Annotated in this window: 14 protein-coding genes; 11 read left to right on the forward strand and 3 right to left on the reverse strand. The window is 72.0% G+C overall.

All coding sequences use genetic code 11. The features are described from left to right. The first annotated feature begins 54 nt into the window (after positions 1–54). Positions 55–1,992 carry a TIGR03960 family B12-binding radical SAM protein gene (locus ACYQ1K_RS10370; RefSeq protein WP_459982878.1) on the forward strand — a complete coding sequence of 646 codons (1,938 nt, stop codon included), beginning with the start codon at positions 55–57 and terminating at the stop codon, positions 1,990–1,992. Between the two features lie 189 nt (positions 1,993–2,181). On the opposite strand, the gene ACYQ1K_RS10375 is transcribed toward ACYQ1K_RS10370, so the two are convergent. Beyond that, positions 2,182–3,372 (reverse strand): MFS transporter, encoded by a 1,191-nt coding sequence (locus ACYQ1K_RS10375; protein ID WP_459982881.1) that lies wholly within the window; start codon positions 3,370–3,372, stop codon positions 2,182–2,184. A gap of 88 nt (positions 3,373–3,460) precedes the next feature. Between ACYQ1K_RS10375 and ACYQ1K_RS10380 the strand changes: the two genes are divergently transcribed. From ACYQ1K_RS10380 to ACYQ1K_RS10410, 7 genes are all read left to right on the forward strand, one after another. Continuing rightward, positions 3,461–4,189, forward strand: coding sequence for a TIGR03936 family radical SAM-associated protein (locus ACYQ1K_RS10380; protein WP_459982884.1), 729 nt, complete (start codon positions 3,461–3,463; stop codon positions 4,187–4,189). 392 nt (positions 4,190–4,581) lie between these two features. Continuing rightward, positions 4,582–7,893, forward strand: coding sequence for an Rne/Rng family ribonuclease (locus ACYQ1K_RS10385; RefSeq protein WP_459982886.1), 3,312 nt, complete (start codon positions 4,582–4,584; stop codon positions 7,891–7,893). Between the two features lie 184 nt (positions 7,894–8,077). Next, complete coding sequence (gene rplU, locus ACYQ1K_RS10390) at positions 8,078–8,380, forward strand: 50S ribosomal protein L21 (protein ID WP_459983022.1); 303 nt, start codon at positions 8,078–8,080, stop codon at positions 8,378–8,380. A 33-nt stretch (positions 8,381–8,413) separates the two neighbouring features. Then, a complete protein-coding gene (gene rpmA / locus ACYQ1K_RS10395; protein WP_459982889.1) occupies positions 8,414–8,671 on the forward strand; it encodes a 50S ribosomal protein L27 in 258 nt (85 codons plus the stop codon). A gap of 89 nt (positions 8,672–8,760) precedes the next feature. Further along, positions 8,761–10,299, forward strand: coding sequence for a GTPase ObgE (obgE, locus tag ACYQ1K_RS10400; RefSeq protein ID WP_459982891.1), 1,539 nt, complete (start codon positions 8,761–8,763; stop codon positions 10,297–10,299). An 85-nt stretch (positions 10,300–10,384) separates the two neighbouring features. Next, the gene (gene proB, locus ACYQ1K_RS10405) at positions 10,385–11,506 is read left to right on the forward strand and encodes a glutamate 5-kinase (RefSeq protein WP_459983023.1); all 1,122 of its coding nucleotides are present in this window, start codon (positions 10,385–10,387) and stop codon (positions 11,504–11,506) included. 111 nt (positions 11,507–11,617) lie between these two features. Then, positions 11,618–11,941, forward strand: a complete 324-nt coding sequence (locus tag ACYQ1K_RS10410; protein ID WP_459982893.1) for a GYD domain-containing protein — start codon at positions 11,618–11,620, stop codon at positions 11,939–11,941. A 193-nt stretch (positions 11,942–12,134) separates the two neighbouring features. Here ACYQ1K_RS10410 and ppk2 read toward each other — a convergent pair whose 3' ends face one another. Then, on the reverse strand, positions 12,135–13,025 hold the full coding sequence (gene ppk2 / locus ACYQ1K_RS10415; protein ID WP_459982895.1) for a polyphosphate kinase 2: 891 nt from the start codon (positions 13,023–13,025) through the stop codon (positions 12,135–12,137). Between the two features lie 106 nt (positions 13,026–13,131). On the opposite strand from ppk2, the gene ACYQ1K_RS10420 reads away from it, so the two are divergent. The 3 genes from ACYQ1K_RS10420 (at position 13,132) to ACYQ1K_RS10430 (ending at position 16,652) form a co-directional block, all read left to right on the forward strand. Further along, positions 13,132–14,328 (forward strand): cysteine desulfurase family protein, encoded by a 1,197-nt coding sequence (locus tag ACYQ1K_RS10420; RefSeq protein ID WP_459982897.1) that lies wholly within the window; start codon positions 13,132–13,134, stop codon positions 14,326–14,328. Between the two features lie 10 nt (positions 14,329–14,338). After that, complete coding sequence (mnmA, locus tag ACYQ1K_RS10425) at positions 14,339–15,436, forward strand: tRNA 2-thiouridine(34) synthase MnmA (protein ID WP_459982900.1); 1,098 nt, start codon at positions 14,339–14,341, stop codon at positions 15,434–15,436. A gap of 130 nt (positions 15,437–15,566) precedes the next feature. After that, positions 15,567–16,652, forward strand: a complete 1,086-nt coding sequence (locus ACYQ1K_RS10430) for a uroporphyrinogen decarboxylase/cobalamine-independent methonine synthase family protein (RefSeq protein ID WP_459982902.1) — start codon at positions 15,567–15,569, stop codon at positions 16,650–16,652. 458 nt (positions 16,653–17,110) lie between these two features. On the opposite strand, the gene ACYQ1K_RS10435 is transcribed toward ACYQ1K_RS10430, so the two are convergent. After that, positions 17,111–18,685, reverse strand: a complete 1,575-nt coding sequence (locus ACYQ1K_RS10435) for an MFS transporter (RefSeq protein ID WP_459982904.1) — start codon at positions 18,683–18,685, stop codon at positions 17,111–17,113. Positions 18,686–18,696 lie beyond the last annotated feature (11 nt).

Consider the following 18,696-nt stretch of genomic DNA (forward strand, 5'->3'; position numbering starts at 1 on the left):
TGCACGGCCGAGCAGAATCGGTGGCCAGGGTCCGTCCGACGTACCCTGATCGCTATGTCCGGCGAGTCCCTCTTCCCCCGCCTCGAGCCGCACCTCGGTCGCGTCTCCAAGCCGATCCAGTACGTCGGCGGTGAGCTGAACTCGACCGTGAAGGACTGGGATGCCGCAGATGTCCGCTGGGCGCTCATGTATCCGGACGCCTACGAGGTCGGCCTGCCCAATCAGGGCGTCGCGATCCTCTACGAGGTGCTCAACGAGCGCGAGGGCATCCTGGCCGAGCGAACCTATGCCGTCTGGCCGGACCTCGAGAAGATCATGCGCGAGGAGTCGATACCGCAGTTCACCGTCGACGGACACCGCGGCGTGGGCGACTTCGACCTCTTCGGCGTGAGCTTCTCCACCGAGCTCGGCTACACCAACATGCTGACCGCGCTGGACCTCGCCGGCATCCCGCTGCACGCCGCCGACCGTGGTGAGGGTCACCCGGTCGTCGTCGCCGGCGGCCACGCGGCGTTCAACCCAGAGCCCATCGCCGACTTCGTCGACGTGGCCGTCCTCGGCGACGGCGAGGAGGTCGTCCTCGCGATCTCCGAGGTCGTGCGGGAGTGGAAGGCCGAGGGCCGCCCCGGCGGCCGCGACGAGCTCCTGCGCCGGCTCGCCGTCTCCGGCGGGGTCTATGTCCCGCGGTTCTACGACGTGACGTACGCCGCCGACGGGGCGATCGAGGCCGTCGTGCCCAACCGTCCGGGCATTCCCTGGCGGGTCAGCAAGCACACGCTGATGGACCTCGACGCGTGGCCCTACCCGGCGAAGCCGCTGGTGCCGCTCGCCGAGACGGTGCATGAGAGGTTCTCCGTCGAGATCTTCCGCGGCTGCACCCGCGGCTGCCGCTTCTGCCAGGCCGGCATGATCACTCGCCCCGTCCGCGAGCGGTCGATCAACACGATCGGTGCGATGGTCGAGAACGGCATCCGCAAGTCCGGCTTCGAGGAGGTGGGCCTGCTGTCGCTCTCGAGCGCCGACCACACCGAGATCGGCGACATCGCGACGGGTCTCGCCGACCGCTACGAGGGATCGAACATCTCGCTGTCGCTGCCGTCGACGCGCGTGGACGCCTTCAACATCACCCTCGCCAACGAGTTCTCGCGCAACGGGCGCCGCTCGGGCCTCACCTTCGCCCCCGAGGGCGGGAGCGAGCGGATGCGCAAGGTCATCAACAAGATGGTGACCGAGGAGGACCTCATCCGCACGGTCGCCACGGCGTACTCCCATGGGTGGCGCCAGGTGAAGCTCTACTTCATGTGCGGCCTGCCGACCGAGACCGACGAGGACGTGCTCGCGATCGCCGACCTGGCCAAGAAGGTCATCGCGAAGGGCCGTGAGGTCTCCGGTCGCAACGACATCCGCTGCACCGTCTCGATCGGCGGCTTCGTGCCCAAGCCGCACACGCCGTTCCAGTGGGCGGCCCAGCTCGACCACGAGACGACCGACGAGCGGCTGCGCAAGCTGCGCGCCGAGGTGCAGACCGACAAGCGGTTCGGCCGCGCGATCGGCTTCCGCTACCACGACGGCAAGCCCGGCATCGTCGAAGGACTGCTCTCCCGCGGGGACCGGCGCGTCGGCCCCGTCATCGAGGCGGTCTGGCGCGATGGAGGCCGCTTCGACGGCTGGAGCGAGCACTTCTCTTACGAGCGGTGGATGTCGTGCGCCGAGTCGGCCTTGTCGGGCACTGGTGTGGACGTGGACTGGTTCACCACCCGCGAACGCGCCTACGACGAGGTCCTGCCGTGGGACCACCTGGACTCCGGCCTCGACAAGGACTGGCTCTGGGGCGACTGGGAGGACGCCCTCGCGGCCGCCGACGGCGAAGACATCGAGATCGAGGACTGCCGCTGGACGCCGTGCTACGACTGCGGCGTCTGCCCCGAGATGGGCACCGAGATCCAGATCGGTCCCACAGGGCAGAAGCTGCTGCCGCTCTCGGTCGTCTGACGCGACCAGGTCGGTTCGACAGCCCGAGCCGCCTCGTTGGTCGAGTAGCCCGAGCCGCTAGGCGAGGGCGTATCGAGACCGGTCGGGGGGCGGCCGCAGCGTGCGGCTCCAGCGGGCGACACGCCGAGACTGTCGGCGTGTCGCGCCGATCTGGCGCACCGGAGGGCCGGGCGCCCGAGGGTCTCCGGGTCAGGCCGTCGCCGGCACGCGCAGCTGGTCCTCGACGTAGACGGGACGCGCGCAGAGCAGGCCGAAGATGGTCTGGGGCACGCAGATGGCGATGAGCACGCACAGCGGCCACGTCCAGCCGCCGGTCCTGTCGTAGAGCAGCCCGATCGCGAACGGCCCGACCCCGGCGATCAGGTAGCCGACGGACTGCGCCACGCTCGACAGGGCCGCGGTGCCGGACGGCGTGCGGGAGCGCAGGTTGATGAGCACCAGCACGAGGGGGAAGACGACGGTGCCGGCGCCGACCAGCACCGCGGCCGGGGCGGCGAGGTTGTGCGGCGCGATGAGCAGGGCGACGTAGCCCAGCGGGTAGCACAGCATGAAGACCAGCAGGATCCGGCGCGGGTGGGCGGTCCGCGCCAGCGCGGCCGGCGCCCACAGCGACAGTGGGATCGACGTCGCCGCGACCAGGCCGACCAGCACGCCCGCCGTGGTCGCCGAGAACGCGTTGTCGCGCCACATCGTCGCGAACCAGCCGAACACGACGTACGCCTGCAGCGACTGCAGGCCGAAGAACAGGATCATCGACACGCCGATCGGCGTGCGGAGCACCTCGAGGAACCCCACGGTGCGCGGTCCGCGCTCCATCGAGGAGTCGTGCGCGATCATCGGCAGCCAGGGGATCGCGGCCACGACGGCCACGACCGCCCACACCCCGAGGCCGGTGCGCCAGCCGCCCCCGGCGTGGGAGATCGGCACCGTCAGGGTCAGCGCCAGCGTGAGGCCGATGGCGAGCAGGGTCGTGTAGAGCGCCGTCACCTGGCCGACCCGGTCGGGGAAGTGCAGCTTGACGAGGGACGGGAGCAGCACGTTCGCGAGCGCCATGCCGGCGAGGGCGAGCATGCTGAGGCCGAGGAAGCCCGGCTCGTCGTCGGCGAGCGAGCGGCCGAAGAGCCCGATGGCCACGGCGAAGAGGCTGAGCAGCGTGACCCGGTGGATCCCGTAGCGACGGGCGAGCAGGGGTGCGAGCGCTCCGAAGAGGGCGAAGGCCAGCACGGGGAGCGAGGTCAGGAGGCCTGCGGAGCCGGCGCCCATGTGCAGCCCGTCGCGCACCTCCTCCAGCACCGGTCCGACGCTGACGGCGGTCGGTCGCAGGTTGACCGCCAGCAGCAGGATGGCGGCGAGAGCGACGACGGACGTGCGACGGGTCACCCGGTGATCCTGCCATCGCTCTTCACCTTCGCGGCACCGGGTATTGCGGAATCGGCCCCTGGTGTGCCTGCGCCCTAGCCTCTTCGGTGTGCGACAGCAGCCCGAGCAGCAAGCCCCACCGGTCCAGCGGCTGAGGATCCGCTACGCCAAGCGCGGGCGGCTCCGCTTCACCAGCCACCGTGACTTCTCCCGGGCCTTCGAGCGCGCGCTGGTGCGAGTGCGCCTGCCGATGGCCTACTCGAGCGGCTTCAACCCGCACCCGCGGATCTCGTACGCCGGCGCGGCCCCGACCGGTGCGGCCAGCGAGGCGGAGTACGTCGAGATCGGCCTCGCCGCGATCGTGGAGCCCGCCGACGTGCAGCAAGCGCTCGCCGAAGCGCTCCCGGACGGTCTCGACGTCCTGGAGGTGGTCGAGTCGACCGGCGGGTCGCTGGCGGACCGGCTCGAGGCGAGCGCCTGGGTGATCGACATCACAGCGCCGTACGACGAGGCGGAGCGCGCGGTCTCCGCGTTCCTCGAGGCACCGGAGGTGCCGGTGGAGCGGATGACGAAGAAGGGGCTGCGGACGTTCGACTGCCGCGCCGCGGTCGTCACGCTCGAGGCGGAGGCGACCGGGTCGCCGGGGTCGGGCACGCGGCTGCGGCTCCTGCTGCGGCACGGGACACCGGCCGTTCGGCCCGACGACGTCGTCACCGGGCTCGGCGCGGTGGGCGGTCTGAGGGTCGGTCCGGAGTACGGCGGCCTCCCGCTGCTGACCCGCCTCGCCCAAGGGCCGTTCGACGAGGCGACCGCGACGATCGGCGACCCCCTGGTGTGACGCCGCGCGCCCGCTCGGTGTGTGTCGCCGGCTCGGGTTCGGCGACGTGATGTGCGATACTCGGCCTCGGTCGGCCTAGCGTCGCGGTGCGTGCGCCGCGCGCGATGACCGACCCGACGACTCATCCGTCGTGCCGAGCTCCCAGCCAGGGAGCGGCGGTCCGACACGGTGACGACACTCCTCGTCGCCACGCCGCGACGCGGCCCCAGGTCGGTGACAGCGACCGGACGGGCCGGCGACCGCGGCAGGCGTGAGGCAGGTGCCGTCGCTGACGCGTTCGCGGGACGAGCCGCCGCCCCTGACAAGCTTTTGCGTCGGTCGGCGACCTGAGGGTGGCCGACTGGCGTCGGACCTGTCCGTCGCGTTGATGCTGGCGGACCGAGGAGCAGCACATGGCCGACGACCTCACCGTCGAGAACACCACCACCACCCCTGCCGAGGCCACCGCCACCGGCGCCGACTCAGCCGCGGAGCCCGCGAAGAAGACGGCCGCGAAGCGGACCGCCGCCAAGAAGGCGACCGCGTCGAAGACGACCCCCGCGAAGACCGCCGCGAAGAAGACGGCGGCCAAGAAGGCCGCAGTCAAGGCCACCGCCGCGAAGACCGCCACGAAGAGGGCCACCGCCAAGAAGGCGGCCTCCGCGGAGACAACGCCTGAGGCGACGGCCGAGGCGGCCGAGGCGGCTGGGCCTGAGAAGACGACCGCTGCGAAGCGGACGCCGGCCCGGCGGACCACGAAGAAGGCCGCTGCCGCGCCCGCCGACGAGACGCTGCCGCTCGACTCAGGGCTCGACGCCACCGCCGCGGCGGTCGAGGAGCCGCGCGCCGAGGCGTCTGCCGAGACCGGCGAGGGCGCGGTCGCTCCGGCGAAGAAGCCGGCCGCCAAGCGAGCCGCGAAGAAGACCGCCGCCAAGACGACCACCCGCAGGACCGCCAAGAAGGCCGCCGCGCCCGAGGGCGACGGTTCGGAGTCCGCCGCGGCGGCCACCGACGGCGAGACCGAGGCTCCGGGCGAGGTCGCCGCCGAGGCGGACGGCTCCGGGTCTGCCCCGGCCGTCCTGTTCCAGACGCCCGAGACCGCTCCGGCACCGCGCAAGCGGGCGAGCCGCAAGAAGGCGGCCCCGGCGCCCGAGCCGGTCGAGACCGCTCCGGAGGAGGCGCTCGAGGACGCTGCCCTCGAGGCGGCTGCCGCCACGGAGGCGGCCGTCGAGGCTCAAGCGGTCGAGGCGGACGCCGTTGAGGCGGAGGCCGACGTGGCTGAGGTCGACGAGACCGAGGACGCCGACGCGGAGGAGGCGCTCGAGGCCGACGAGGAGCAGCAGGAGTCCGAGGACGCCGCTGAGGAGACCGAGGAGGGCACGCCGTCGCGTCGCCGTCGTCGGCGCGGCGGGCGCCGCCGTCGCAAGTCGAACGGCTCGGCCGACGACGCCGGCGACACCAGCGACTCCGACGACGAGGACGACGCCGACAGCGAGGCCTCGGACGAGGGAGAGGAGACCGAGGCCGCGGCGGAGAGCGGCACGTCGCGCCGGCGCCGTCGTCGTCGTCGCGCGGGCGACAGCGCCGCCGAGGAGGACGACAACCCGCCCAACACCGTCACGCGGGTGCGCGAGTCCAAGCCGCTGGAGCAGCAGATCACGGCCGTGTCGGGGTCGACGCGGCTCGAGGCGAAGAAGCAGCGCCGGCGCGAGGGGCGCGAGGCGGGCCGTCGGCGTGCCCCGATCGTGAGCGAGGCCGAGTTCCTGGCCCGTCGCGAGTCGGTCGAGCGGGTCATGGTCATCCGCCAGCGTGACGACCTGACCCAGATCGGCGTCCTCGAGGACAAGGTGCTCGTCGAGCACTACGTCGCCCGCGAGTCCCAGACGTCTCTGATCGGCAACATCTACCTGGGCCGCGTCCAGAACGTCCTCCCCTCGATGGAGGCCGCGTTCATCGACATCGGCAAGGGCCGCAACGCCGTGCTCTACGCGGGCGAGGTCAACTGGGCGGCGCTCGGGCACAAGGAGGGCCAGCCGCGCAAGATCGAGTCGGTGCTCAGCAGCGGCCAGACCGTGCTGGTGCAGGTGACGAAGGACCCGATCGGCCACAAGGGCGCACGGCTGACCTCGCAGATCTCGCTGGCGGGCCGCTTCCTGGTCTACGTGCCGGACGGCACCACCAGCGGCATCTCGCGCAAGCTTCCCGACACCGAGCGCAACCGCCTGAAGTCGCTGCTCAAGGAGATCGTCCCCGACACCGCGGGCGTCATCGTGCGCACCGCCGCCGAGGGCGCCAGCGAGGACGAGCTGACGCGCGACGTCGAGCGCCTCAAGGCCCGCTGGGAGGACATCGAGGCCAAGTCCCGGGGCAACGCGCCCCAGCTGCTCTACGGCGAGCCCGACCTCACCCTCAAGGTCGTCCGCGACCTCTTCACCGAGGACTTCGCCAAGCTCGTCGTCCAGGGGGACGAGGCGTGGCAGACGGTGAAGGGGTACGTCGACCACGTCGCCCCCGACCTGTCCGACCGTGTCGAGGCCTACGAGGCGGGGGACGGCAAGGACCTCTTTGCGACGTACCGCGTCGACGAGCAGATCGCCAAGGGCCTCGACCGCAAGGTCTGGCTGCCCTCCGGCGGATCGCTCATCATCGACCGCACCGAGGCGATGACCGTCGTCGACGTCAACACCGGCAAGTTCACCGGGTCGGGGGGCAACCTCGAGGAGACGGTCACCAAGAACAACCTGGAGGCGGCCGAGGAGATCGTCCGTCAGCTGCGGCTGCGCGACATCGGCGGCATCATTGTGGTCGACTTCATCGACATGGTCCTCGAGTCCAACCGCGACCTGGTGCTGCGTCGCCTCGTCGAGTGCCTGGGCCGCGACCGGACCCGTCACCAGGTCGCCGAGGTCACCTCGCTCGGCCTGGTGCAGATGACCCGCAAGCGGATCGGCACCGGCCTGGTCGAGGCGTTCTCGGAGACCTGCACGCACTGCCAGGGTCGCGGCCTCGTCATCCACGACCACCCCGTCGAGTCCGGCGGCTCCGGTGTCGTCGCACCCGAGGACAGCGGTGGCCGCCGTGGCCGCCGGCGCGGTGGTCGCGGCCGGACGAACGGCGAGGAGATCGTCGAGACGCCCAAGCCGGTGGTGCCCTCGCCCAAGGACATCGCCCTGCTGCCCCGGCATGAGGCCGACGAGATCATCGTCGCGGCCGACGACGTGCCGGAGTCGTCCACGGTCGAGGCCGACGTCGAGGTGACGCCTGCTGCTGCGACCGCGCTGGAGGCGGCGGCCGACTCGACGGTGGCGTCCACCGGCGCGACATCCGAGGCCGCCGTCGAGGAGCTCGTGGATGCGACGAGCGAGCCAGTGGCGGCCCCCGAGCCGGCGTCGACGCCTGAGCCGGCCAACGAGCCGACCAGCTCGGTCGACGTCGCGCCGCGCGTGGTCACCCGGACACGCTCCCGTCGCGGTGCGAGCCGACCGGTCGTCTCGACGGGTGACGGCACCGTGGTGGAGGTCGCCGCGGAGCCGGTCGGCGTACCCGTCCACGTCGCCGACGCTCCCGCACCGCCCAAGGTCGTGACCCGCACCCGCCGCGGCGCCAGCCGCGAGGTCGTCCACACCGGCGCCGATGGCGTCCGGGGCGGTGGCGGGGGAGCGCCGGCCGAGGAGGAGCACATCGAGCATGTGCCGATCAAGAAGAAGGGCGCGCGCAAGCGCTGAGGTGTTGACCAGGCCCCGGTGCCCCGCGTTTTGCGTGGGCCACCGGGGTTTGCGTACTATTGACCCTCGGTGTTCGGCGACGACTCGACGAGCATCGATCGCCGGCATCCCACCCCCGAACACCCGCGGTGGTGAGGCGTGCCGCGACCCGAGACTCAACGCTTGCAGGATGAAGGAGACCGCGGTGTACGCGATCGTGAAGGCTGGCAGCACCCAGCAGAAGGTTGCCGTCGGCGACGTCATCAAGATCGACCAGGTCGCGACCGGCGTCGGCGAGTCCGTCACGCTGCCTGTGGTCCTGGTCGTCGACGGCGAGAACGTCACCTCGACCGGTCTCGACAAGGCGTCGGTGACCGCTGAGGTGGTCGGCGGCGCCAAGGGCCCGAAGATCATCATCCAGAAGTACAAGAACAAGACGGGCTACAAGAAGCGCCAGGGCCACCGTCAGAAGTACACCCAGGTCAAGGTCACCGCGATCAACGCCTGAGCGTTGACGGCAGCTACGAAGGACTGAAGAGAAATGGCACACAAGAAGGGTGCGGCGTCCACCAAGAACGGCCGCGACTCCAACTCCCAGCGCCTCGGCGTCAAGCGCTTCGGTGGCCAGGTCGTCAACGCCGGCGAGATCATCGTCCGTCAGCGCGGCACGCACTTCCACCCGGGCAACAACGTCGGCCGTGGTGGCGACGACACGCTCTTCGCCCTGTCGGCCGGTGCGGTCGAGTTCGGCACCAAGCGTGGTCGCCGGGTCGTCAACATCGTCCCGGCCGCGGAGTGACGCTCCGCAGCTGAGAAGCTCCGCACGGTAGGGCGTCCCGCACTCGGGGCGCCCTCCCTGCATTTCCCCCTACCGAGAGACTGGTCCCCATGGCAGTGCCCACGTTCGTCGACCGCGTGCGGCTGCACGTCCGTGCAGGACGGGGTGGCAACGGTGTCGCGTCGGTGCACCGCGAGAAGTTCAAGCCGCTGGGCGGCCCCGACGGCGGCAACGGCGGACCGGGCGGCTCGGTGATCCTGCGCGTCGACCCCGATGTCACCACCCTGGTCGACTACCACCACAGCCCCCGGCGGTCTGCCACGAACGGCGGTCAGGGCGCCGGCGGCCACCGCAACGGCGGCCATGGCGCCGACCTCGTGCTGCCGGTGCCGGACGGCACCGTCGTGACCGACGCGCAGGGCAACGTCCTGGCCGACCTCGTCGGACCCGGCACCGAGCTCGTGGTCGCCGAGGGCGGCCGAGGCGGCCTGGGCAATGCCGCGCTGGCCAGCGCCAAGCGGAAGGCACCCGGCTTCGCGCTCCTCGGAGAGCCCGGCGACGAGCTCGAGATCGGCCTCGAGCTCAAGGTCGTCGCCGACATCGGCCTCGTCGGCTTCCCCAGCGCCGGCAAGTCCTCGCTCATCGCCTCGATCTCGCGCGCGCGGCCCAAGATCGCCGACTACCCGTTCACGACGCTTGTGCCCAACCTCGGCGTGGTCCGTGCCGGCGACGTCACCTTCACCGTGGCCGACGTCCCCGGCCTGATCGAGGGCGCGTCGGACGGCCGAGGCCTCGGGCACGAGTTCCTGCGCCACATCGAGCGCTGCGCCGCGATCGTCCACGTCGTCGACACCGCCTCCATCGAGCCGGGCCGCAACCCGGTCGACGACCTGCAGATCATCGAGCGCGAGCTGGCACGGTACGGCGGCCTGCAGGACCGCCCGCGGCTGGTGGCGCTCAACAAGGTCGACGTGCCCGACGGCCGCGACCTCGCCGACATCACCCGCGACGACATCGAGGCCGAGGGCTACCGGGTCTTCCCGATCTCGGCCGCGAGCGGCGAGGGGACCCGTGAGCTGATCTTCGCGATGGCCGAGATCGTCTCGGCCGCCCGCACCGAGCGACCCACGGTCGCCCCGAAGCGGATCGTGCTGCGGCCCGGCGGCGCCGACGGCGGCGACGAGTTCACCATCACCGAGACCGCCGAGGGATACGTCGTCCGCGGTGCCAAGCCCGAGCGCTGGGTGCGGCAGACCGACTTCGGCAACGAGGAGGCCGTCGGCTATCTCGCCGACCGGCTCAACCGGCTCGGGGTCGAGGACCGGCTCATGAAGATGGGCGCCGAGGAGGGCGACGCGGTCATCATCGGGCCTGCCGACAACGCCGTGGTCTTCGACTTCCGGCCCTCCATCGAGGCGGGCGCGGAGATGCTCGGCCGACGTGGCGAGGACCAGCGCTTCGACGAGTCCCGGCCCGCCGCGCACCGACGGCGCGCGATCGACGAGGCGATGTCCGACCGCGCCGAGGGCGAGACCCGCGCGGACGTCGCCCGCCGGCTCGACGAGGCCCGTGGGCCCGTCTCCTACGAGATCGGCTCTGACGACGACCCCGACTTCTTCGACCTCTCCGAGAGCGACCCCGACACATGAGGTCGCGGGCGTGAGCACCCAGGAGGGACCGGGCGGGGTGCCGGAGAGCGCCGTGTCGGAGAGCGCGGTGCTGGAGAGCGCGGTGCTGGAGAGCGCGGTGCGGCACAGCGTCGTCGACGCGAAGCGCATCGTCGTCAAGGTCGGCTCCTCGTCGCTCACGACGGCCGCGGGCGGCATCGACCCGGACCGGGTCAGCGCGCTCGTCGACGCCCTCGCCGACGCCCGCAAGCGGGGGTCGGAGATCGTGCTCGTCTCCTCCGGAGCCATCGCCGCGGGGCTGGCTCCGCTCGGGCTGCGGAAGCGGCCGCGGGCACTGGCCGCGCAGCAGGCGGCGGCCAGCGTCGGCCAGGGCCTGCTTGTGCACCGCTACACCGAGGAGCTGGCCCGGCACGGTCTCACCGCCGGCCAGGTGCTGCTGACCGTCGACGACGTGACGCGGCGCAGCCATTACCGCAACGCGTTCGCGACGTTCGCCAAGCTGCTCGAGCTCGGGGTGCTGCCGATCGTCAACGAGAACGACACGGTCGCCACCTCCGAGATCCGGTTCGGGGACAACGACCGGCTCGCGGCGCTCGTCGCACACCTCGTGCACGCCGACCTGCTCGTGCTCCTCAGCGACGTCGACGGACTCTACGACGCCCCGCCCACCACGCCCGGCGCGTCCCGCATCGGCGAGGTGGCCGCACTCGAGGAGCTGGCCGACGTCCAGGTCGGCAAGGCGGGGGCCGCGGGCGTCGGCACCGGCGGCATGGTCACCAAGCTGGAGGCGGCGCGCATCGCCGTCGAGGCGGGCATCCCCGTCGTCCTCACCGCGGCCGACCGGGCCGGAGCCGCTCTGGCCGGGGCCGACACGGGCACGCTCTTCCACGCAACCGGCCGCCGTCAGCGGACGCGGCTGCTCTGGCTCGCCCATGCGACCGAGCCCGCCGGGTCCATCACGCTCGACGCGGGAGCGGTCCGAGCCCTGACCCAGCGGGGCGCGTCGCTGCTGGCGGCGGGTGTCACGGGTGCCAGTGGTCGCTTCCAGGCCGGAGACCCCGTCGACCTGGTCGGCCCCGACGGCACGGCGGTGGCACGGGGCCTGGCGGCGTACGACGCCGACGAGATCCCGCAGCTCATCGGACGCTCCAGCAAGGACCTCGAGGCCGATCTGGGGCCGGCGTACGCCCGTGAGGTCGTCCACCGCGACGACCTGGTCCTGCTCTGACGCTCGCCCAAGATGACCCGCCGACGCCGTTGACCGGGGTTCGCGACGGGTATTCGATGAGCGGCGGGGAGCGAACCCGAGGGGGACAACACCCACGGAAAAGAGAGCGCCATGCCCAAGTACATGATCAAGGCCTCGTACTCGCCCCAGGGGATGAAGGGCGTCGTGGCGAAGGGCGGCACTGCGCGTCGGACCGCCATCGAGAAGCTGCTCGCCGGAGTCGGCGGCTCGCTGGAGTCGTTCTACTTCGCATTCGGGAGCGACGACGTCTATGTCACCGTCGACGCTCCGAACCATGAGGCGGTCGCCGCAGTCGCGGCGGCTGTCACGAGCACCGGCGCGATGAGCCGCTACGAGACCGTGGTGCTGTTGGAGCCCGAGCAGCTCGACGCCGCGGCCGGCCTGACCGTCGACTACACGCCACCGGGCAGCTGATCGACGGCGCCGCGGTTCTCCCTTGCCGGGGGCACCGGCTGCGCTCCGCGTGACCGGCCATTCCATGCGCGCGAACCGCGCGACACGCCGGGAACGTCGGGCGTGTCGCGCCCTGGGGGCGCAGCGAATGGCCGCCGGCCCTCGGCGCGAGCGGGTGCGCCTCGGCCGGCGCGAGCGGAGCGGTCGCAGTGATTCAGTCCCCGACCGCGTCGATCCCGCGCTGGACGATGAGCGGGTCGGGGCTCCCGACGAGGGCCTCGTCCTTGCCGTCGTAGGAGAACAGCGACAGGAAGTGGCGCATCGCGTTGATGCGTGCGCGCTTCTTGTCGTTGCTCTTGATCGTCGTCCACGGGGCCCAGTCGGTGTCGGTGGCGCGGATCATGTCCTCCTTCGCGGCGGTGTAGTCGTCCCACTTGTCGAGCGACTCGATGTCGATGGGGGAGAGCTTCCACTGCCGCACGGGGTCGACCTGGCGGATGATGAAGCGCGTCCGCTGCTCCGAGCTGGTCACCGAGAACCAGAACTTCGTCAGCGAGATGCCGCTGTCGACGAGCATCTCCTCGAAGAGCGGCACCTGCTTGATGAACTGGCGGTACTCCGGCTCCGACGCGAACCCCATGACCCGCTCGACGCCGGCGCGGTTGTACCAGGACCGGTCGAAGAGCACCATCTCGCCGGTGGTGGGGAAGTGCTGGACGTAGCGCTGGAAGTACCACTGGCCGGCCTCACGGTCGCTCGGCTTCGTCAGCGCGACCGTCCGGGCGTAGCGCGGGTTGAGGTGCTCCATGAACCGCTTGATCGTGCCGCCCTTGCCGGCGGCGTCGCGGCCCTCGAAGAGGAGGATGTGGCGACTGCCCGTCGCCGACGCCCAGTTCTGGAACTTCAGCAGCTCGACCTGGAGGAGATACTTGGCCTCGTCGTACTCCTCGCGCGGCATCCGCTCGGAGTACGGGTAGTTCTCGCGCCAGGTGTCGACCGCGTTCCCCTGCGCGTCCAGCAGGATCGGGTCGTCGTCGTGGTCCTCGCCGATCGAATGGCCGTCGATGCGGAGTCGGTCGATGTACTCGCGGACGTCGGTGAGCATGCACCCACGGTAGGACGTCTCGTTGAACGATGTCGTCGGCCGCTGACCGACGTGGCCGGTGCTGGTTCGTGACCGGGTCGGGGCTCGCCGTACCCTGGAGGTCGTCATGACCGCCGCCCAGACTCCCGTCGTCTACCTCGACCACGCCGCGACCACCCCGATGGTCCCTGCCGCCGTCGACGCGATGACCGCCCACCTGCTCGAGGTGGGCAACGCCTCGTCGCTGCACGCGTCCGGCCGCCGGGCACGCCGGGTGGTCGAGGAGTCGCGCGAGACGATCGCCCAGGCGCTCGACTGCCGGCCCGGCGAGGTCGTGTTCACCTCCGGCGGCACCGAGGCCGACAACCTGGCGGTCAAGGGCGTCTACTGGTCCCGGCGCGCCGCCGACCCGCAGCGCATCCGGATCCTGGCGACCTCCGTCGAGCACCACGCCGTCCTCGACCCGCTGCACTGGCTCGAGACCCGCGAGGGTGCGACCGTGGAGCTGCTGCCGGTCGACGCTGCCGGTCGCGTCGAGATCGCCGCGCTGGAGGAGGCCCTTGACCGGGATCCGGAGTCCATCGCGCTCATCTCCGTCATGTGGGCCAACAACGAGGTCGGCACGCTCGAGCCGGTCGCGGACGTCGTCCGGCTGGCCGCACGCCACGGCATCCCGGTCCACACCGACGCGGTCCAGGCCGTCGGCGCGGTGCCGGTCTCGTTCGCCGGGTCGGGGGTCGATGCTCTCACCATGACGGGGCACAAGGTCGGCGGGCCGTACGGCGTCGGCGCCCTTCTCGCCCGGCGCGAGCTCTCCGTCACCGCGCTGGTGCACGGCGGCGGGCAGGAGCGCGACATCCGCAGCGGGACCATCGACCCGCCGGCGATCGCCGGGTTCGCCGCCGCCGTGGAGCTGGCGGTCAAGGAGCAGGCGACGTACGCCGCCCGCGTCGGCGCCCTGCGTGACGAGCTGGTGCGCGGCGTGCTGTCGGTGGTCCCCGACGCGATCCTCAACGGCGCTGCCCCCGATCCCGCGGCAGTCGACCGGCTGCCCGGGAATGCGCACTTCTCCTTCCCCGGCTGCGAGGGCGACTCGCTGCTGATGCTGCTCGACGCCCGCGGCATCGAGTGCTCCACGGGCTCGGCCTGCTCAGCCGGCGTGCCGCAGGCCTCTCATGTGCTGCTGGCCATGGGCCAGTCCGAGGCGGAGGCACGCTCGTCGCTGCGCTTCTCACTCGGCCACACGACGACCCGGGCCGACGTGCGCGCTCTCGTGGAGGCGATCGGGCCGTGCGTGGAGCGCGCGAGGCTGGCGTCCCGATGAGGGCGGACCTGTGAGGGTCGTCGCCGCCATGTCCGGCGGCGTGGACTCGGCGGTCGCCGCCGCCCGCGCGGTCGAGGCCGGTCACGACGTGACGGGCATCCATCTGGCGCTGTCGCGCAACCCTGCGTCGTACCGCTCCGGCGCCCGCGGCTGCTGCACCATCGAGGACGCCAACGACGCCCGCCGCGCGGCTGACGTGATCGGCATCCCGTTCTACGTGTGGGACCTCTCCGACCGCTTCCACTCCGACGTGGTCGAGGACTTCATGACGGAGTATGCCGAAGGTCGCACGCCCAACCCCTGCCTGCGCTGCAACGAGAAGATCAAGTTCGCAGCCGTCCTGGACCGGGCCCTGGCGCTCGGCTTCGATGCGGTGGCGACCGGGCACTATGCGGTGCTCCGACCCGGGCCCGCCGGAGTCGAGCTGCACCGCTCGGTGGACGCGGCCAAGGACCAGAGCTATGTCCTCGGTGTGCTCGACTCCGACCAGCTGCGGCACTCGCTCTTCCCGCTCGGCGACACGCCGAAGCCGCAGGTGCGCGAGGAGGCGGCCCGGCGCGGCCTGCTGGTCGCCGACAAGCCGGACAGTCATGACATCTGCTTCGTCGCCGACGGCGACAACGCGGGCTGGCTGCGCGAGAAGCTCGGCGAGCGACAGCCCAACACCGGCGGCGCGATCGTCGACGAGGCCGGTGTCGAGCTCGGGCGGCACGCCGGGACGGTCGGCTTCACGATCGGTCAGCGCCGCGGCCTGCGGCTGGGCCGGCCGGCGCCCGACGGCAGACCGCGGTTCGTGCTCGACATCGAGCCGGTGTCGGGCACGGTCACTGTCGGTCCCCGCGAGCACCTGGCGGTCGACCACGTGTCCGGCATCCGGCCGCGCTGGTGCGGTCCGGCACCGACGTCGTTCGAGGGGACGGTCCAGCTGCGCGCCCACGGCAAGGAGCACCGGTGCACGGTCACCGTCGCAGAGACCGTCGAGATCGAGCTCCTCGACCCGGCGTACGGCATCGCGCCCGGCCAGGCCGCCGTCCTCTACGACGGCACCCGCGTCGTCGGGTCCGCGACGATCGCGTCGACCCGTCGCCTGACGGCGGCCGAGCGGTGAGCTGTCAACGGGGCAGCGTCGGCGAACGGTTGCTGACGCACCGCCCGCGCGGGGTGGCACCGGTGGGCGGTGAGCTGTCACCGGCCGACGTCCATCCTCCGGATGCTCACTCACCGCTGGGGCGGCGCGCATGATCGCCACGGGGATCGGGTCGCTCCCGGGGGAGGCCCAGAGCGACTACGCCGAGGCGGTTCGGATCGTTCTCGGGGAGCTGCCCGACCTGCCGCACGTGCCCGAGCTTCCGGGCCGTGGCGCGACGGCGAGCATGACCGGGCGGACGCTGGCCCTCGTCACGGGCCTGGACGCCGACCTGCAGCCGGCCGGGTGGCGGCTGACGGGCTCGGCCGGGTCGCCGGGCGTCGACCATCGCCGCGCGCGCAGCCTGCTGGCCCAGGACCTCGACACGGTCGAGGAGCTGGCGGAGGGCTACCGAGGCGCGTTCAAGATGCAGGTGACCGGGCCGTGGACGTTGGCGGGGAGTGTGGAGCGGCCGCGAGGCGATCGCATCCTGGCCGACCACGGGGCTCGGCGAGACCTGGCGCAGGCGCTCGCGGAAGGCGTGCAGGCGCACGTGGCCGACGTACGACGCCGGCTGCCAGGCGCCGACCGCCTCGTCGTCCAGGTCGACGAGCCCGCGCTGGCGTTGGTGATGGCCGGCAAGGTCCCGACGGCGTCGGGCTTCGGACGGCACCGCTCCGTCGACGCGCCGCAGGCCTCCGAGGCGCTGAGCTGGGTCCTCGACGCGGTCGCCGCGGCCGGCGCCGAGCCGTGGGTCCACTCGTGTGCGCCCGGCACTCCTCTCGGGCTCCTGCGCACCGCGGGGGCACGCGGGCTCGCCGTCGACCTCGGGGTCCTCGACGCCGGCGACCACGACGCCTTGGCCGAGGCGCTCGAGGCGGGGGAGACGGTGGCGCTGGGCGTCGTACCGTCGCTTGCGCCCGAGGTCGCCCCCAGCGACAAGGACGTGGCTGAGCGGGTCCTGCGCTGGCTCGACATGGTTGGCCTCGACCCCGAGGAGATCGGCGACCGGCTCGTCATCACCCCCGCCTGTGGGCTGGCCGGCGCCACGTGGGACTGGGCGCGGCGCGCGCTCGCGCTGGCGCGCAGCGGCGCCAGTGCGCTCAGCGGGGAGAGTGCGCTCAGTGGAGAGAGTGCGCTCAGTCGGGACGGAGCGCTCCGTGGAGACGGAGCGGAGCCCGGTCCCCGATCAGGGTGAGCGATCTGCGCCGATGGTGACCCGGCGCGCCGCCGTCATGTGTACGTCGAGCAGGTCCCAACGGAACGTCGGCCGGCCGCCGTACGCGGCGGGCGGAACTGGTCTGAACGGGCGCGCCGGAGCGCGTTCGCGGTGCCGCTTGAGACCAGTTGCCGGCGCCTCCGCCTGGCGTCTTCCGCGGCGGGCGGAACTGGTCTCAACGGGCAGCTCGACCGGCCGCCGGGATGCCGATTGAGACCAGTTGCGCGGACCGGGGTCGGCCGTCGTACGTGACGGGCGGAACTGGTCTGAACGGGCGCGCCGGAGCGCGTTCGCGGTGCCGCTTGAGACCAGTTGCTGAGCATGCAGACGCCAGCGCGCCCCCGGTCCGAGGACCGGAGGCGCGCTTGGGAGCGTTCTGCGCTCGCGGAGCCCCGAGACACGACCTGCGGCCATGGGGAGCCCGGTAGCCGGACGGCTCAGCCGACGTGGACGCCCTCGGGGGCGTCGGTGGCCAGCTCTTCGTGCTTGACGTCGAGGAACGCCCAGATGATCGCCGACCCGACCAGCGCCATCACCGAGCCGACCAGGAAGGCGGTGGTCGCGCCGTGGGCGAAGATCTGGTGCTGGATCGTGGCCATCAGGTCAGCCGGGGGGCGAGCCCCGCCGGCCGCCGCGGCCGCCTTCTGGAGCGACGCGGCGTCGCTGGTCATGACGTGAGTGGCGACGGTCGAGAGGATCGCGAGGCCGAGCGCGCCACCGACCTGCTGCATCGTGTTCAGTACGCCGGACCCGATGCCCGCGTCCTCGGGGCGAAGGTGGTGGACGGCTGTCAGCGTCACCGGCACGAAGGTCAGCCCCATGCCGATCGCCATCAGCGTGATCCACGGGAAGACGTGGGTCCAGTAGCCGGCCGCGGAGGCGTGGATCGGCAGCGTCACGTCGGACGGGATCCGGGAGAAGCCGAACAGGGCGATCGCGGCGAGAAGGGTGCCGATGCCGGCGAGGTAGCGCGGGTCGATCCGGTTCACCAGGTTGGAGGCGAGGCCGGCGGCGAAGACCATGCCGACGCAGAACGGCAGGAACGCGACGCCGGTGTGCAGGGGCGTGTAGCCCTTCACGAGCTGGATGTACTGGCTCAGGTAGAAGAACATCGCGAACATGGCCGCCGGCAGCAGCATCATCGCGACGAAGGACGACGCCCGGGTCCGGCTGGCGAAGATCCGGAACGGCAGCAGCGGGTGCTCGACGCGCGTCTCGATGAGGGCGAAGACGCCGAGCAGCACCACGCCGCCGATGAGGAAGGCCAGGGTCGTGCCGGAGGTCCAGCCGTGGCTCGAGGCGCGGGTCAGTCCATAGACGATGGCCAGCAGGCCTGCGGTGCCGGTGATCGCGCCGGGGACGTCGAGCTCGCCGGTGTGGCGCTCGGACTCGGCCAGCAGGGGGCGGGCCGCCAGGGCGGCCAGGATGCCGATCGGGACGTTGATGAGGAAGGTGAGCCGCCAGCCCTCGATCGCAATGCCGAACACGCCGTCCAGGCCCGTCAGCCAGCCGCCGAGGATCAGCCCGACGGCGGCGCCCACGCCTGACATGGCGGCGTACACGGCGAAGGCTCGGTTGCGGGCCGGGCCGGCCGGGAAGGTGGTGGTGATGAGGGCCAGCGCCGACGGTGCGGCGAGCGCCGCGCCCGCGCCCTGGAAGGCACGCGAGACCAGCAGCATCGCCTCGGAGCCGGCCAGACCGCCGACGAGCGAGGCGACGGCGAACACCAGGAGGCCCGTGATGAAGATCCGGCGCCGCCCGTAGAGGTCGCCCAGGCGACCACCGAGGAGCAGCAGGCCGCCGAAGGTCAGCGAGTAGCCAGTGACGACCCAGGTCAGGTTGCTGGCCGAGAAGTCGAGGTCCTTCTGGATGAAGGGGAGCGCGATGTTCGCGATCGTGGCGTCGAGCACGACCATCAGCTGGGCGATGCAGATGAGGACGAGCGCCCAGCCGAGGTGGCGGTGGGAGCCCGCTTCCTGGACCGGCGGGTCGGCTTGGGTGGTGGATGACATGGAGTCGGTCA

This window comes from Nocardioides sp. AN3 (assembly GCF_054653495.1).

Coding starts and splice junctions, on each gene's coding strand:
- ACYQ1K_RS10430 (WP_459982902.1), top strand. CDS start 15,567: ATGATCGCCACGGGGATCGGGTCGCTCCCGGGGGAGGCCCAGAGCGAC.
- ACYQ1K_RS10420 (WP_459982897.1), top strand. CDS start 13,132: ATGACCGCCGCCCAGACTCCCGTCGTCTACCTCGACCACGCCGCGACC.
- obgE (WP_459982891.1), top strand. CDS start 8,761: ATGGCAGTGCCCACGTTCGTCGACCGCGTGCGGCTGCACGTCCGTGCA.
- ACYQ1K_RS10370 (WP_459982878.1), top strand. CDS start 55: ATGTCCGGCGAGTCCCTCTTCCCCCGCCTCGAGCCGCACCTCGGTCGC.
- ACYQ1K_RS10435 (WP_459982904.1), bottom strand. CDS start 18,685: ATGTCATCCACCACCCAAGCCGACCCGCCGGTCCAGGAAGCGGGCTCC.
- rpmA (WP_459982889.1), top strand. CDS start 8,414: ATGGCACACAAGAAGGGTGCGGCGTCCACCAAGAACGGCCGCGACTCC.
- ppk2 (WP_459982895.1), bottom strand. CDS start 13,025: ATGCTCACCGACGTCCGCGAGTACATCGACCGACTCCGCATCGACGGC.
- ACYQ1K_RS10410 (WP_459982893.1), top strand. CDS start 11,618: ATGCCCAAGTACATGATCAAGGCCTCGTACTCGCCCCAGGGGATGAAG.
- ACYQ1K_RS10385 (WP_459982886.1), top strand. CDS start 4,582: ATGGCCGACGACCTCACCGTCGAGAACACCACCACCACCCCTGCCGAG.